Source organism: Shigella sp. FC1544, assembly GCF_001722145.1.
Classification (GTDB): Bacteria; Pseudomonadota; Gammaproteobacteria; order Enterobacterales; family Enterobacteriaceae; genus Escherichia; species Escherichia coli.
Genome location: NZ_MECT01000006.1, coordinates 1 through 13,757, shown reverse-complemented (window position 1 = coordinate 13,757; position 13,757 = coordinate 1). Strand labels below are relative to the sequence as shown.

17 protein-coding genes and 1 pseudogene are annotated in these 13,757 nt (G+C 50.9%); 11 read left to right on the top strand and 7 right to left on the bottom strand.

Annotation, left to right across the window (positions count from 1 at the left end; all coding sequences use genetic code 11):
• Positions 1 to 57 precede the first annotated feature (57 nt).
• Positions 58 to 1,062 (bottom strand): Rpn family recombination-promoting nuclease/putative transposase, encoded by a 1,005-nt coding sequence (locus tag BGK49_RS00480; protein WP_000181157.1) that lies wholly within the window; start codon positions 1,060 to 1,062, stop codon positions 58 to 60.
• Between the two features lie 466 nt (positions 1,063 to 1,528).
• Here BGK49_RS00480 and mdtM point away from each other — a divergent pair, with 466 nt between their 5' ends.
• From mdtM to BGK49_RS00445, 7 genes and pseudogenes are all read left to right on the top strand, one after another.
• Positions 1,529 to 2,761: a multidrug efflux MFS transporter MdtM gene (gene mdtM / locus BGK49_RS00475; protein ID WP_001137007.1), complete on the top strand. Its 1,233-nt coding sequence runs from the start codon at positions 1,529 to 1,531 to the stop codon at positions 2,759 to 2,761.
• Positions 2,762 to 2,801: 40 nt separating this feature from the next.
• Entirely contained in the window at positions 2,802 to 4,082 is a 1,281-nt protein-coding gene (locus BGK49_RS00470; protein WP_001037377.1) for a DUF445 domain-containing protein, read from the top strand.
• 115 nt (positions 4,083 to 4,197) lie between these two features.
• A pseudogene (locus BGK49_RS00465) lies at positions 4,198 to 5,351 on the top strand (double-cubane-cluster-containing anaerobic reductase).
• 9 nt (positions 5,352 to 5,360) lie between these two features.
• Complete coding sequence (yjiL, locus tag BGK49_RS00460) at positions 5,361 to 6,128, top strand: putative 2-hydroxyacyl-CoA dehydratase activator YjiL (RefSeq protein WP_000222495.1); 768 nt, start codon at positions 5,361 to 5,363, stop codon at positions 6,126 to 6,128.
• Entirely contained in the window at positions 6,125 to 6,382 is a 258-nt protein-coding gene (locus tag BGK49_RS00455) for a DUF3343 domain-containing protein (protein ID WP_000657676.1), read from the top strand. Before yjiL ends, BGK49_RS00455 begins: the two co-directional genes overlap by 4 nt.
• Positions 6,336 to 7,307, top strand: a complete 972-nt coding sequence (locus BGK49_RS00450) for an SdiA-regulated domain-containing protein (protein WP_162281793.1) — start codon at positions 6,336 to 6,338, stop codon at positions 7,305 to 7,307. Before BGK49_RS00455 ends, BGK49_RS00450 begins: the two co-directional genes overlap by 47 nt.
• Positions 7,308 to 7,374: 67 nt before the next feature.
• Entirely contained in the window at positions 7,375 to 8,553 is a 1,179-nt protein-coding gene (locus BGK49_RS00445) for an MFS transporter (RefSeq protein ID WP_001141187.1), read from the top strand.
• A gap of 12 nt (positions 8,554 to 8,565) precedes the next feature.
• Here the strand turns inward: BGK49_RS00445 and kptA are convergent, their stop codons facing one another.
• Positions 8,566 to 9,120 carry an RNA 2'-phosphotransferase gene (gene kptA / locus BGK49_RS00440; RefSeq protein WP_004988466.1) on the bottom strand — a complete coding sequence of 185 codons (555 nt, stop codon included), beginning with the start codon at positions 9,118 to 9,120 and terminating at the stop codon, positions 8,566 to 8,568.
• Between the two features lie 249 nt (positions 9,121 to 9,369).
• Here kptA and BGK49_RS00435 point away from each other — a divergent pair, with 249 nt between their 5' ends.
• The 4 genes from BGK49_RS00435 to hypT all read left to right on the top strand — a co-directional run bounded on the left by BGK49_RS00435 (position 9,370) and on the right by hypT (position 12,672).
• Positions 9,370 to 10,053 (top strand): nucleoside recognition domain-containing protein, encoded by a 684-nt coding sequence (locus BGK49_RS00435; protein ID WP_001295597.1) that lies wholly within the window; start codon positions 9,370 to 9,372, stop codon positions 10,051 to 10,053.
• Positions 10,050 to 10,511 carry a YjiG family protein gene (locus tag BGK49_RS00430; RefSeq protein ID WP_000211971.1) on the top strand — a complete coding sequence of 154 codons (462 nt, stop codon included), beginning with the start codon at positions 10,050 to 10,052 and terminating at the stop codon, positions 10,509 to 10,511. The genes BGK49_RS00435 and BGK49_RS00430 overlap by 4 nt, the downstream gene beginning before the upstream one ends.
• 12 nt (positions 10,512 to 10,523) lie before the next feature.
• Positions 10,524 to 11,696 (top strand): beta-aspartyl-peptidase, encoded by a 1,173-nt coding sequence (iadA, locus tag BGK49_RS00425; protein ID WP_000568428.1) that lies wholly within the window; start codon positions 10,524 to 10,526, stop codon positions 11,694 to 11,696.
• A gap of 64 nt (positions 11,697 to 11,760) precedes the next feature.
• A complete protein-coding gene (hypT, locus tag BGK49_RS00420; RefSeq protein WP_000340766.1) occupies positions 11,761 to 12,672 on the top strand; it encodes a hypochlorite stress DNA-binding transcriptional regulator HypT in 912 nt (303 codons plus the stop codon).
• Here the strand turns inward: hypT and iraD are convergent.
• From iraD to BGK49_RS00405, 5 genes are all read right to left on the bottom strand, one after another.
• Positions 12,665 to 13,057: an anti-adapter protein IraD gene (gene iraD / locus BGK49_RS00415; protein WP_000986206.1), complete on the bottom strand. Its 393-nt coding sequence runs from the start codon at positions 13,055 to 13,057 to the stop codon at positions 12,665 to 12,667. The genes hypT and iraD overlap by 8 nt on opposite strands.
• Positions 13,054 to 13,137: an iraD leader peptide IdlP gene (idlP, locus tag BGK49_RS28825; RefSeq protein WP_120795393.1), complete on the bottom strand. Its 84-nt coding sequence runs from the start codon at positions 13,135 to 13,137 to the stop codon at positions 13,054 to 13,056. Before idlP ends, iraD begins: the two co-directional genes overlap by 4 nt.
• Positions 13,138 to 13,252: 115 nt before the next feature.
• Positions 13,253 to 13,396: a protein YtiD gene (gene ytiD / locus BGK49_RS31365; RefSeq protein ID WP_001329085.1), complete on the bottom strand. Its 144-nt coding sequence runs from the start codon at positions 13,394 to 13,396 to the stop codon at positions 13,253 to 13,255.
• The gene (locus tag BGK49_RS31565; RefSeq protein ID WP_419715538.1) at positions 13,375 to 13,425 is read right to left on the bottom strand and encodes a hypothetical protein; all 51 of its coding nucleotides are present in this window, start codon (positions 13,423 to 13,425) and stop codon (positions 13,375 to 13,377) included. The genes ytiD and BGK49_RS31565 overlap by 22 nt, the downstream gene beginning before the upstream one ends.
• A 32-nt stretch (positions 13,426 to 13,457) precedes the next feature.
• Positions 13,458 to 13,757, bottom strand: a 300-nt coding sequence (locus tag BGK49_RS00405; protein ID WP_069375675.1) for an IS1 family transposase, incomplete at its 5' end; no start/stop codon positions are given.

Sequence of the window (13,757 nt, the reverse complement as noted above, 5' to 3'; positions counted from 1 at the left end):
GCCACCGTGTATTTCTGGTCAACAACCAGTTGAGCGGATTCGCGTTTAAACTCTGCGCTAAAATTTCTTTTTTTCATTGGAGCACCTGTGTTGTTCTGAGGTGAGCATATCACCTCTGTTCAGGTGGCCAAATTCAGTGTGCCACTTCAGATCTAATGCCTGCATTTGCTCTGCCGAAAGTCCGGTATATCGTTGTATCCATTCAGGATCGGCCCCATTCTGCAACAACAATCGGAGGAGGCTCCGTTCCCCTTCTACTTTCCCTTCTTTCCTCCCCCTCTCCCTTCCCAACAGCCATCCATCATTATGAATTCGCTCTGCAATTGTCATTATTCGCTCCCTGTGGTGTGGCATTCGCCTGGTAAGTTCGCTGATAAACGCCTTAAAACGCGCTTCATCGCCAGTCAGTAAAATGTAATTTAACAGCGCAGTTATCTGGCTGTCATTAGCACACTCTGTAACCAGTAATACTACCAGTTGGTCAATAAGCCCCATCAAATCGCGCTGGCGAATATGCTTTTGGATCAACTCCAACAGGGCGACTCTGCGATGCTGCACAATCTCGTCGTCTGGCACGACAGTGACATCCACCAGCGGGAACGCTGCGCTATAAAGTTTCCGTGCGGTAGTCGGGGCGGCAAATTCGTCCAGCCAGCACAGGGACCAGGGGTAAGGACTACGGCTACCGTGATAAAACAGCATCGGGATAACCAGCGGTAGCGGCCGGCGTTTATCATGCTCGATATGGCGCTGCATCACCGCCATGGAATATCGCATCAGGCGAAATGCCATATGAATATCCTCGCGGCTCTGATGTTCAATCACTACGTAAATATAACCATCACCTTCACGGGTCTTTACCGACCACAGAATATCGGAGTGTAGCGCCCGCAATTTTTCATCGACAAAGCTGGCGGATTCCAGTTTTAAGCTGTCGAGATCGCACAGTTCACGTAAATCTTTGGGTAAGTGGATCTCCATAAAATCCCGCGCGGTGTCAGGGTGAGTGAGAAAGGATTTAAATAATGCGTCATGTGGCGTGCTGGTCGTGAAGTTTGTCATGGCGATCCGTCACCTGTAGATAAGATGGCCCGACTTTAGCGACTAACAAAACCATTCTCACCCGGCAATTTCTCGTTCCCCGAGGTGCTTTCCAGGCGTCTGCAAACGATACATTTTTCCGGAAACAGGCTCGCGTTTTACATTTCCTGTACCCGGCAGATATTCCCCTTTCCACCGCGCTCTTTTGATTAACCGCAAATTTTAATTACACTTAAGGTGTATATTTTCTATGCAACCCATCAATTAAAGAGGTGTAATGTGCTGATGACTATTTGTAATCGTTATACATTCTGACCTGGAGTCAGAAGGTATTTCTCTGTCTGTGTGTTCACAGGCAGTGTGGTTGATTACATGAAATTCAGTACATTTGCAGTCTCGTTGCCCTTCTCGCCTGCCTTTCGTCATTACCGACGGTATTGAATTTCGTTTTCCCCGTTGGGGTTCTCCGAACAAGGAGTTGTTTGTTATGCCACGTTTTTTTGCCCGCCATGCCGCCACGCTGTTTTTCCCGATGGCGTTGATTTTGTATGACTTTGCCGCGTACCTGTCGACGGATCTGATCCAGCCGGGGATCATTAATGTGGTCCGTGATTTTAATGCCGATGTCAGTCTGGCCCCGGCAGCCGTCAGTCTCTATCTCGCGGGCGGTATGGCGTTACAGTGGCTGCTGGGGCCGCTTTCCGACAGGATTGGCCGCAGGCCGGTGCTGATTACCGGGGCGCTAATATTTACCCTTGCCTGCGCTGCGACAATGTTCACAACGTCTATGACACAGTTTCTTATCGCGCGTGCAATTCAGGGCACCAGTATCTGTTTTATTGCCACCGTTGGTTATGTCACGGTGCAGGAGGCGTTCGGCCAGACAAAAGGGATCAAGTTGATGGCGATTATCACCTCCATCGTACTGATTGCGCCGATTATTGGCCCGCTTTCCGGCGCAGCTCTGATGCACTTTGTGCACTGGAAAGTCCTTTTTGCCATCATTGCAGTTATGGGGTTTATCTCATTTGTTGGCTTACTGCTGGCGATGCCAGAGACGGTGAAGCGCGGCGCGGTTCCATTTAGCGCCAAAAGCGTCTTTCGCGATTTTCGTAATGTCTTTTGCAATCGGCTGTTCCTCTTTGGCGCAACAACCATCTCTTTAAGCTATATCCCAATGATGAGTTGGGTGGCTGTCTCGCCGGTGATCCTGATCGACGCGGGCAGCTTAACAACTTCGCAGTTCGCCTGGACACAGGTTCCGGTGTTCGGCGCGGTGATTGTCGCGAATGCCATCGTGGCGCGTTTCGTTAAAGATCCGACCGAACCGCGCTTTATCTGGCGTGCTGTACCCATTCAACTGGTCGGCCTCGCGCTGTTGATTATCGGCAATCTGCTGTCACCGCACGTCTGGCTGTGGTCGGTGCTGGGCACCAGTTTGTATGCTTTCGGGATTGGTTTGATCTTCCCGACCTTATTCCGCTTTACGCTTTTTTCCAATAACTTACCGAAAGGGACCGTCTCCGCATCGCTGAATATGGTGATCCTGATGGTGATGTCTGTCTCGGTCGAAATCGGCCGCTGGCTGTGGTTTAACGGCGGTCGCTTGCCGTTTCATCTGTTAGCCGTCGTGGCGGGCGTTATCGTCGTTTTCACCCTGGCAGGATTGCTTAATCGCGTGCGCCAACATCAGGCTGCCGAGCTGGCGGAGGAGCGGTGATTTTTGCGCGATCCTGCCGTCAGGCTCTATTCTTAACGTTATGAATAAACTCATTGAACTCAGACGCGCCAAAATGTTGGCGCTCTCTTTACTGCTTATCGCCGCTGCTACCTTTGTCGTTACGCTGTTTTTGCCGCCCAATTTTTGGGTGAGCGGCGTGAAGGCGATTGCTGAAGCGGCGATGGTCGGCGCGCTGGCGGACTGGTTTGCGGTGGTGGCGCTGTTTCGCCGCGTGCCGATTCCGATCATTTCTCGTCATACGGCGATTATCCCGCGTAATAAAGACCGGATTGGCGAAAATCTCGGTCAGTTCGTGCAGGAAAAATTTCTCGATACCCAGTCGCTGGTGGCATTGATTCGACGTCACGAACCGGCGTTGTTGATTGGCAACTGGTTTAGTCAGCCGGAGAACGCCCGCCGCGTTGGTCAGCATCTGTTGCAGATCATGAGCGGTTTTCTTGAACTGACCGATGATGCGCGTATTCAGCGCCTGCTTAAGCGCGCGGTCCATCGGGCGATTGATAAGGTCGATCTTTCCGGAACCAGTGCGTTGATGCTGGAGAGTATGACCAAAAACGATCGTCATCAGGTGCTGCTCGATACGCTGATCGCACAGTTGATCGCCCTTCTCCAGCGCGATAAATCGCGCAAGTTTATTGCCCAGCAAATTGTTCGCTGGCTGGAGAGCGAGCATCCGCTGAAAGCCAAAATTTTGCCTACTGAATGGCTGGGCGAACATAGCGCGGAGTTGGTTTCTGACGCGGTGAATTCTTTGCTTGATGATATCAGCCGCGATCGTGCGCATCAGATCCGTCATGCGTTTGATCGCGCCACTTTTGCCCTGATCGACAAGCTGAAAAACGATCCGGAAATGGCAGCGCGAGCCGATGCCGTAAAAAGTTATCTGAAAGAAGATGAAGCTTTTAACCGCTATCTCAGTGAATTGTGGGGGGATTTACGGGAATGGCTGAAAGCGGATATCAACAGTGAAGATTCTCGTGTGAAAGAACGTATCGCGCGGGCGGGTCAATGGTTTGGCGAAACGTTAATTGCCGATGATGCCTTGCGGGCATCGTTAAATGGTCACCTGGAACAAGCCGCGCACCGCGTCGCGCCTGAGTTTTCCGCATTCCTGACGCGCCACATCAGCGATACAGTAAAAAGCTGGGATGCTCGAGATATGTCGCGGCAAATCGAGTTAAATATCGGCAAAGATCTGCAGTTTATCCGTGTCAACGGTACGCTGGTTGGCGGTTGTATTGGGCTAATTTTATATTTGTTGTCGCAGCTCCCGGCCTTGTTCCCCCTCAGCAATTTTTAGAAATCCATGAAAAACTAAGTGGCTAACCGCGAGAGAGATCAAATAAACCATACTAAAAGAATGGTAATAATGTGGCCTCTTTTCATTATCTCCCGTGGTACGGGGAAGGAAAATCATGTCACTTATCACCGATCTACCCGCCATTTTCGATCAGTTCTCTGAAGCTCGCCAGAAAGGCTTTCTCACCGTCATGGATCTCAAGGAGCGCGGCATTCCGCTGGTTGGCACTTACTGCACCTTTATGCCGCAAGAGATCCCGATGGCAGCCGGTGCGGTTGTGGTTTCGCTCTGTTCTACCTCTGATAAAACCATTGAAGAAGCGGAGAAAGATCTGCCGCGCAACCTCTGCCCGCTGATTAAAAGCAGCTACGGCTTCGGCAAAACCGATAAATGCCCCTACTTCTACTTTTCGGATCTGGTGGTCGGTGAAACCACCTGCGACGGCAAAAAGAAAATGTATGAATACATGGCGGAGTTTAAGCCCGTTCATGTGATGCAGTTGCCGAACAGCGTTAAGGACGATGCCTCGCGTGCGTTATGGAAAGCCGAGATGCTGCGCTTGCAAAAAACGGTAGAAGAACGTTTTGGGCACGAGATTAGCGAAGATGCTCTGCGCGATGCCATTGCGCTGAAAAACCGCGAACGTCGCGCACTGGCCAATTTTTATCATCTTGGGCAGTTAAATCCTCCGGCGCTTAGCGGCAGCGACATTCTGAAAGTGGTCTACGGCGCAACCTTCCGGTTCGATAAAGAGGCGTTGATCAATGAACTGGATGCAATGACCGCCCGCGTTCGTCAGCAGTGGGAAGAAGGCCAGCGACTGGACCCGCGTCCACGCATTTTAATCACCGGCTGCCCGATTGGCGGCGCAGCAGAAAAAGTGGTGCGGGCGATTGAAGAGAATGGCGGCTGGGTTGTCGGTTATGAAAACTGCACTGGGGCGAAAGCGACCGAGCTAATGCGTGGCGGAAACGGGCGATGTCTACGACGCGCTGGCGGATAAATATCTGGCGATTGGCTGCTCCTGTGTTTCGCCGAACGATCAGCGCCTGCAAATGCTCAGCCAGATGGTGGAAGAATATCAGGTCGATGGCGTAGTTGATGTGATTTTGCAGGCGTGCCATACCTACGCGGTGGAATCGCTGGCGATTAAACGTCATGTGCGTCAGCAGCACAACATTCCTTATATCGCTATTGAAACAGACTACTCCACCTCAGATGTCGGGGCAGCTCAGTACCCGTGTCGCGGCCTTTATTGAGATGCTGTAAGGAGTGGCAGTGACATATTCGATTGGCATTGATTCTGGTTCTACCGCCACCAAAGGGATCTTACTAGCAGACGGCGTGATTACGCGCCGTTTCCTCGTTCCAACACCCTTTCGTCCGGCAACAGCAATTACTGAAGCCTGGGAAACTCTGCGCGAAGGGTTAGAGACAACGCCGTTTCTGACGCTCACCGGCTATGGACGGCAACTGGTGGATTTTGCCGATAAACAAGTGACGGAAATCTCCTGTCACGGGCTGGGCGCACGGTTTCTTGCGCCAGCAACGCGCGCGGTAATCGACATCGGTGGTCAGGACAGCAAAGTGATTCAGCTTGATGATGACGGTAACCTGTGCGATTTCCTGATGAATGACAAATGCGCGGCGGGCACCGGGCGTTTCCTGGAAGTGATCTCGCGCACGCTTGGCACCAGCGTCGAGCAACTCGACAGCATTACCGAAAATGTCACGCCGCATGCCATCACGAGTATGTGCACAGTGTTTGCCGAATCAGAAGTGATCAGCCTGCGCTCAGCGGGCGTCGCGCCAGAAGCGATTCTCGCCGGAGTGATTAACGCGATGGCGCGGAGGAGTGCCAATTTCATTGCTCGTCTCTCCTGTGAAGCGCCGATTCTGTTTACTGGTGGCGTTAGTCATTGCCAGACGTTTGCCCGGATGCTGGAATCTCACCTGGGAATGCCGGTAAATACCCATCCTGATGCGCAATTTGCTGGCGCAATTGGCGCGGCGGTAATTGGTCAACGAGTGAGGACACGCCGATGAAAGAGTTTTTATTTTTATTTCACTCCACAGTCGGCGTCATACAAACCCGCAAAGCGTTGCAGGCAGCGGGCATGACTTTTCGCGTCAGCGATATTCCCCGTGATTTACGCGGCGGCTGCGGGTTATGCATTTGGCTGACCTGTCCCCCCGGCGAGGAAATACAATGGGTGATCCCTGGGCTGACTGAGTCAATTTATTGCCAGCAGGATGGTGTCTGGCGCTGCATTGCACATTACCGGGTTTCTCCGCGTTAAGGATTCATTAAGGTCGCTACGTATACTTCTCGATATCTTATTGATTTGCCTTAAAGGGATTACCGTGACAAAAAGTATTTCGTTAAGTAAACGCATCTCCGTTATTGTGATTCTTTTTGCCATTGTGGCAGTGTGTACTTTCTTCGTGCAATCTTGCGCCCGTAAAAGCAATCATGCAGCATCATTTCAGAATTACCACGCCACCATTGACGGCAAAGAAATTGCAGGCATAACGAATAATATCTCTTCGCTGACCTGGTCGGCACAAAGCAATACTCTTTTTAGCACTATCAACAAACCTGCCGCCATTGTTGAAATGACCACCAATGGTGATTTTATCCGCACAATTCCTCTGGATTTTGTTAAGGATCTCGAGACGATCGAATACATTGGCGATAATCAGTTTGTCATTAGCGATGAGCGCGATTACGCCATTTATGTGATTTCACTGACCCCAAACTCGGAAGTAAAAATCCTCAAAAAAATAAAAATCCCGCTGCAAGACTCCCCAACCAATTGCGGTTTTGAAGGGTTGGCTTATTCTCGCCAGGATCACACTTTCTGGTTTTTTAAAGAGAAAAATCTGATTGAGGTCTACAAAGTTAACGGGCTGTTAAGTAGCAATGAATTACACATCAGCAAAGACGAGGCACTACAACGGCAATTTACTTTAGATGATGTGTCCGGCGCAGAATTTAACCAGCAAAAAAATACGCTTCTGGTGCTGTCTCATGAATCTCGCGCACTCCAGGAAGTCACCCTGGTTGGCGAGGTTATCGGTGAAATATCACTAACCAAAGGTAGTCGAGGTTTGTCGCATAACATCAAACAGGCCGAAGGGATTGCGATGGATGCCTCTGGTAATATTTATATCGTTAGCGAACCAAATCGTTTTTATCGCTTTACCCCTAAATCATCGCATTAACAGGCTGGCATATTTCACCTTTTTGTTATTAACTTGTTAACAACAAAAATGACATACAAGGTTAAACATGCCTTCGTCCTCGCATCCCGTAGAACGCTTTTCTTTCAGCACCGCGCTTTTCGGGATGCTGGTTCTGACCCTAGGTATGGGATTAGGTCGCTTCCTTTATACGCCTATGTTGCCCGTCATTATGGCGGAAGGGGCGTTTTCATTTAGCCAGCTCTCGTGGATTGCCAGCGGCAACTATGCGGGGTATCTGGCTGGCAGTCTGCTATTTTCGTTTGGCACATTTCACCAGCCGTCGCGCCTACGCCCATTTCTGTTGGTTTCTGCCCTGGCGAGCGGGTTGTTGATCCTCGCAATGGCATGGTTGCCGCCATTTATTCTGGTGTTATTGATTCGCTTCCTGGCGGGTGTCGCCAGCGCCGGTATGCTGATTTTTGGTTCGACGCTGATTATGCAGCACACGCGCCATCCTTTTGTGCTGGCAGCTTTGTTTTCTGGCGTTGGCATTGGCATTGCACTGGGCAACGAATATGTTCTGGCAGGCCTGCATTTTGCCTTCTCCTCGCAAACGTTATGGCAAGGCGCCGGAGCGCTTTCTGGCATGATGCTGATTGCACTTACGCTTTTAATGCCCTCGAAAAAACACGCTATCGCACCAATGCCATTGGCAAAAACGGAGCAACAGATAATGAGCTGGTGGTTACTGGCTATTCTGTACGGCCTTGCGGGATTTGGTTATATCATCGTCGCGACTTACCTGCCGCTCATGGCGAAAGATGCAGGCTCACCATTGTTAACCGCCCATCTCTGGACGTTAGTCGGCTTATCAATTGTGCCAGGCTGCTTTGGCTGGCTATGGGCAGCAAAACGTTGGGGGGCTTTGCCTTGCCTGACGGCGAATTTGCTGGTGCAGGCTATCAGTGTGCTGCTTACTCTCGCCAGCGACTCTCCTCTCTTGCTTATCATTAGTAGTATCGGTTTTGGCGGTACCTTTATGGGCACGACATCTCTGGTGATGACTATCGCCCGCCAACTGAGCGTTCCGGGAAATCTCAATCTTTTAGGCTTTGTGACGCTCATTTACGGCATTGGACAAATCCTCGGCCCGGCGCTGACCAGTATGCTCGGCAATGGAACATCGGCGCTTGCCGGCGCCACTCTCTGCGGCGCGGCGGCGTTGTTTATTGCTGCGCTTATCAGCACAGTACAATTATTTAAGCTGCAAGTGGTCACTTCATGAGGAGTGTTTCCCTTACCACTCAAGAAATTCGACCGCAACCGTTGATGTCAGCCAGACTCCGTTTTCCGCTTGCCAGAAAGGAATGCCTCGTTTCGCCATTTCCTGTGCTTTGACGGTTAAGACAACCGGCGATCCGTGTCTTGCTCCCACTTTGCGTGCCGTTGCTTCATCAGCAGAGAGATGCACGTAATGACGATCCCCTGCAATCAGCCCCTGTTTTTTTATCTCGTCAAGGAAACGGCTTGCCGTACCGTGGTAGAGAAACTGTGGCGGTGTTTTTTCGGCAAAGGAAATAGCGACCTGCGAAGTCGAATGCCCCTGAACCGCGCGGATGCACCTACCATCACTGGAATAACTAAAACGCTTTTTATCGCTGGTTGCGACCACGGTATCCAGCAATGCACGGGTTAATCGCTTGCCCGCTTTTTGGGCACAAAGTATGAGCTTATCGATATCCGCCCATCCTTCACGGTCCAGTACGATACCAATCGCCTCCGGTTTGTGTCGGAGGACAAAACTTAAAAACTTGCTCGTATCCGCCAGCTCTTTTTCGTTGTGCTTTGCCATCTCGTTTTCGTCCCTGGATTTTCTGTTTTTATTTACCAATGTCATTGTCACTGGGTTTATGAATTTTCTGCAACTCAATCCTGCGCAGAACCTTTTCCACACAGCGTAATGTTTCCCCTATGCAAAAAACGCATAGCCAGAAACATACTTGCATTTTCCCCATACCCACATGGCTGATAAGGTTTTTCAGTTCCAGGAATTTTCCTGGCTCAAGCAACACACAAACACAAAAAAACAATGGGGATTGTTATGACACAACAAGGGGATGCTGTAGCCGGGGAGCTGGCGACAGAAAAAGTGGGCATTAAAGGGTATCTGGCTTTTTTTCTCACCATAATCTTTTTTTCCGGTGTTTTTTCCGGAACAGACAGCTGGTGGCGCGTTTTTGATTTTTCCGTTCTGAACGGATCGTTTGGGCAACTGCCTGGTGCGAACGGAGCCACCACCTCATTTCGCGGCGCGGGTGGTGCGGGGGCTAAAGATGGCTTTCTCTTTGCGCTGGAGCTGGCACCGTCAGTCATTCTCTCTCTGGGGATTATTTCAATTACCGATGGTCTTGGTGGATTACGCGCCGCGCAGCAGTTAATGACACCTGTGCTAAAACCGTTGTTGGGCATTCCAGGGATCTGCTCGCTGGCGCTGATCGCTAACTTGCAAAACACTGATGCCGCCGCCGGTATGACCAAAGAGCTGGCGCAGGAAGGTGAAATTACCGAACGCGATAAAGTGATTTTCGCCGCATATCAAACCAGCGGTAGCGCCATCATCACCAACTACTTCTCTTCCGGCGTCGCGGTGTTCGCCTTTCTGGGCACGTCCGTAATCGTACCTTTAGCCGTCATCCTGGTGTTTAAATTTGTCGGAGCCAACATTTTGCGCGTCTGGCTTAACTTCGAAGAACGTCGCAACCCAACGCAAGGAGCGCAAGCATGACAACTCAGGTCCGCAAAAACGTCATGGATATGTTTATCGATGGCGCGCGCCGTGGCTTTACTATCGCCACGACCAACCTGCTGCCAAACGTGGTGATGGCGTTTGTCATCATTCAGGCGCTGAAAATTACCGGCCTGCTCGACTGGGTGGGGCATATCTGTGAACCCGTAATGGCGCTGTGGGGATTACCCGGTGAAGCGGCAACCGTCCTTTTAGCCGCATTAATGAGTATGGGTGGCGCAGTCGGTGTTGCCGCCAGTCTGGCAACCGCTGGCGCATTAACCGGTCACGATGTCACCGTTTTACTGCCCGCGATGTATTTAATGGGCAACCCGGTGCAAAATGTCGGTCGCTGCCTGGGGACAGCCGAAGTGAATGCCAAATATTACCCGCATATCATTACGGTCTGCGTGATTAACGCATTGCTGTCGATCTGGGTTATGCAGCTTATTGTTTAACAAGGAGTTACCATGATTGATTATACCGCAGCCGGTTTTACCCTGCTGCAGGGAGCGCATTTGTATGCGCCGGAAGATCGGGGAATTTGCGATGTCCTCGTCGCTAACGGCAAAATTATCGCCGTTGCCAGCAATATCCCTTCTGACATTGTACCGAACTGCACGGTTGTCGATCTCAGTGGGCAGATCCTCTGCCCAGGTTTTATTGATCAACACGTCCATTTGATTGGCGGTGGCGGCGAAGCAGGTCCCACGACGCGCACGCCGGAAGTGGCGCTAAGTCGCCTGACGGAAGCGGGCGTCACGTCAGTGGTTGGTCTGCTGGGCACCGACTCTATCTCTCGCCACCCGGAATCCCTGCTCGCCAAGACCCGTGCGCTCAATGAAGAAGGCATCAGCGCCTGGATGCTGACCGGCGCTTATCATATCCCTTCCCGCACTATTACGGGTTCCGTGGAAAAAGACGTGGCGATTATCGATCGTGTGATTGGCGTGAAATGCGCCATCTCTGATCACCGTTCTGCCGCACCGGACGTTTATCACCTGGCTAATATGGCGGCAGAATCCCGCGTTGGCGGTTTGCTCGGCAGTAAACCTGGCGTCACCGTGTTCCACATGGGCGACAGTAAAAAGGCGTTACAGCCTATTTATGACCTGCTGGAAAACTGCGATGTGCCGATCAGCAAGCTGCTGCCGACCCACGTTAACCGCAACGTACCGTTGTTTGAGCAGGCGCTGGAGTTCGCGCGCAAAGGCGGCACCATCGATATCACCAGCAGCATTGACGAACCGGTCGCCCCTGCCGAAGGTATTGCCCGCGCCGTTCAGGCGGGTATTCCGCTGGCACGCGTCACCCTCAGCTCCGACGGCAACGGTAGCCAGCCGTTCTTCGATGACGAAGGGAATTTAACCCATATCGGTGTTGCAGGTTTTGAAACGTTGCTGGAAACCGTGCAGGTGCTGGTCAAAGACTATGATTTCAGTATCAGCGATGCCCTGCGCCCGCTCACCAGTAGCGTAGCCGGTTTCCTTAACCTGAGCGGGAAAGGCGAAATTCTGCCTGGCAATGACGCAGACTTACTAGTCATGACGCCAGAATTGCGCATTGAGCAGGTATATGCTCGCGGCAAACTGATGGTCAAAGACGGCAAAGCCTGCGTGAAAGGAACGTTTGAAACGGCTTAAACGGTTGTCAGCCGCCCTAATGGACGTAGAATGCCCGCAAGGGCGGCTGACAGAGTAAAACGTAATGGATGACTGTGGTGCGGTTTTGCATAATATTGAAACCAAATGGCTTTATGATTTTCTGACCCTGGAAAAATGCCGCAATTTTTCCCAGGCGGCAGTCAGTCGTAACGTCTCGCAACCGGCATTCAGCCGCCGCATCCGCGCGCTGGAACAGGCGATTGGCGTTGAATTGTTTAACCGCCAGGTGACGCCGCTGCAACTCTCAGAACAAGGGAAAATCTTCCATTCGCAGATCCGCCATCTGTTGCAACAGTTAGAAAGTAACCTTGCAGAGCTGCGTGGCGGCAGCGATTACGCGCAACGTAAAATCAAGATAGCCGCTGCACACTCTCTTTCCCTCGGTCTGTTACCGTCCATTATCAGCCAGATGCCGCCGCTCTTTACCTGGGCGATTGAAGCTATTGATGTCGATGAAGCAGTCGATAAACTGCGTGAAGGGCAAAGTGACTGTATTTTTTCCTTTCACGACGAAGATTTGCTGGAAGCACCGTTTGACCACATTCGCTTATTTGAATCTCAATTGTTCCCCGTTTGCGCCAGTGACGAATACGGAGAAGCAATTTTTAACCTCGCGCAGCCACACTTTCCGTTACTGAATTACAGCCGCAACTCCTACATGGGGCGATTGATTAATCGCACCCTGACGCGCCACAGCGAGTTAAGTTTCAGCACCTTTTTTGTCTCTTCGATGAGCGAGCTATTAAAGCAGGTTGCCCTCGACGGCTGTGGGATTGCCTGGCTGCCGGAGTATGCCATCCAACAAGAAATTCGCAGCGGGCAACTCGTTGTGCTGAATCGGGACGAACTGGTGATCCCGATTCAGGCCTACGCATACCGTATGAATACCCGCATGAATCCAGTTGCCGAACGCTTCTGGCGTGAACTGCGCGAGCTGGAGATTGTGCTTAGCTGACATTCTCAAGCGTCGCACTGCGCCAACCGCCATTATCCCAGACCAGATCAAACGTTAGCGGTTCATCGTCGTGGTACAGCATTATCTCAAGGCTGATCGCCAGAGTGTGGCAGTACGCTTCTTTCAAATTAACCTGCAACGCCGCAATCCGTGGCTCATGAAATAACAGTGCAGAACGCAGCTGACGGCAATACCAGCTCTGGAGATGTTTGTCGCTCGGGTTATGCACTTGCCACTCGGGCATGCCTGAAACAAGTAATGACGGTAATGCCGAATGAGGAGAATTAAAAAGAGTGAGGAGATCGCTGCATACCGATTTACGCAGCAATGACGTTTTATTGCCTGAAATTTCAGGTAAAACAGCCTGAAGTGATTGGCGCATCATTTTGCGCACTCCTGACGTTTAGCAACATATGCGGCTTGCCCTGAACACCGGGCACCACTGTATTGATGCTCATTTTCCATAGCCATTCCCTTTTGTTCATTACATCCATGTCAGTCTGAGACAGGCCTGAATCCTGTCAGCAAAGTATAAAACCTTACTTGCCTATGAATATCTACTGACTTTTCAGGAAAAAAGTCATGATTTGATAAAAATCATCAAACTCAAAAAAAAACCGCTAGTATATTCTGAATATTCCGAATAGTTACGTAGATGAAAATACTTGTCACCGCCGCTACTTAATTCCGGTGGGAAATTATTTATTTCCGCATAATCAGCCATGTATTATTTGAAACAATTAGTTTGTAAATAATATAAATTGATAACAGGTAATGACTCCAACTTACTGATAGTGTTTTATGTTCAGATAATGCCCGATGACCTTGTCATGCAGCTCCACCGATTTTGAGAACGACAGTGACTTCCGTCCCAGCCTTGCCAGATGTTGTCTCAGATTCAGATTATGTCGCTCAATGCGCTGAGTGTAACGCTTGCTGATAACGTGCAGCTTTCCCTTCAGGCGTGATTCATACTGCGGCCAGCCATCCGTCATCCATACCACGACCTCAAAGGCCGACAGCAGGCTCAGAAGACGCTCCAGTGTGGCCAGAGTGCGTTCACCGAAGACGTGCGCCACAACCGT

Excerpts from the sequence above, each read along its gene's own strand:
- BGK49_RS00480 (WP_000181157.1), bottom strand. The coding sequence starts at position 1,062 with ATGACAAACTTCACGACCAGCACGCCACATGACGCATTATTTAAATCC.
- mdtM (WP_001137007.1), top strand. The coding sequence starts at position 1,529 with ATGCCACGTTTTTTTGCCCGCCATGCCGCCACGCTGTTTTTCCCGATG.
- BGK49_RS00470 (WP_001037377.1), top strand. The coding sequence starts at position 2,802 with ATGAATAAACTCATTGAACTCAGACGCGCCAAAATGTTGGCGCTCTCT.
- BGK49_RS00455 (WP_000657676.1), top strand. The coding sequence starts at position 6,125 with ATGAAAGAGTTTTTATTTTTATTTCACTCCACAGTCGGCGTCATACAA.
- BGK49_RS00450 (WP_162281793.1), top strand. The coding sequence starts at position 6,336 with ATGGTGTCTGGCGCTGCATTGCACATTACCGGGTTTCTCCGCGTTAAG.
- BGK49_RS00445 (WP_001141187.1), top strand. The coding sequence starts at position 7,375 with ATGCCTTCGTCCTCGCATCCCGTAGAACGCTTTTCTTTCAGCACCGCG.
- kptA (WP_004988466.1), bottom strand. The coding sequence starts at position 9,120 with ATGGCAAAGCACAACGAAAAAGAGCTGGCGGATACGAGCAAGTTTTTA.
- BGK49_RS00435 (WP_001295597.1), top strand. The coding sequence starts at position 9,370 with ATGACACAACAAGGGGATGCTGTAGCCGGGGAGCTGGCGACAGAAAAA.
- BGK49_RS00430 (WP_000211971.1), top strand. The coding sequence starts at position 10,050 with ATGACAACTCAGGTCCGCAAAAACGTCATGGATATGTTTATCGATGGC.
- iadA (WP_000568428.1), top strand. The coding sequence starts at position 10,524 with ATGATTGATTATACCGCAGCCGGTTTTACCCTGCTGCAGGGAGCGCAT.
- hypT (WP_000340766.1), top strand. The coding sequence starts at position 11,761 with ATGGATGACTGTGGTGCGGTTTTGCATAATATTGAAACCAAATGGCTT.
- iraD (WP_000986206.1), bottom strand. The coding sequence starts at position 13,057 with ATGATGCGCCAATCACTTCAGGCTGTTTTACCTGAAATTTCAGGCAAT.
- idlP (WP_120795393.1), bottom strand. The coding sequence starts at position 13,137 with ATGGAAAATGAGCATCAATACAGTGGTGCCCGGTGTTCAGGGCAAGCC.
- ytiD (WP_001329085.1), bottom strand. The coding sequence starts at position 13,396 with ATGGCTGATTATGCGGAAATAAATAATTTCCCACCGGAATTAAGTAGC.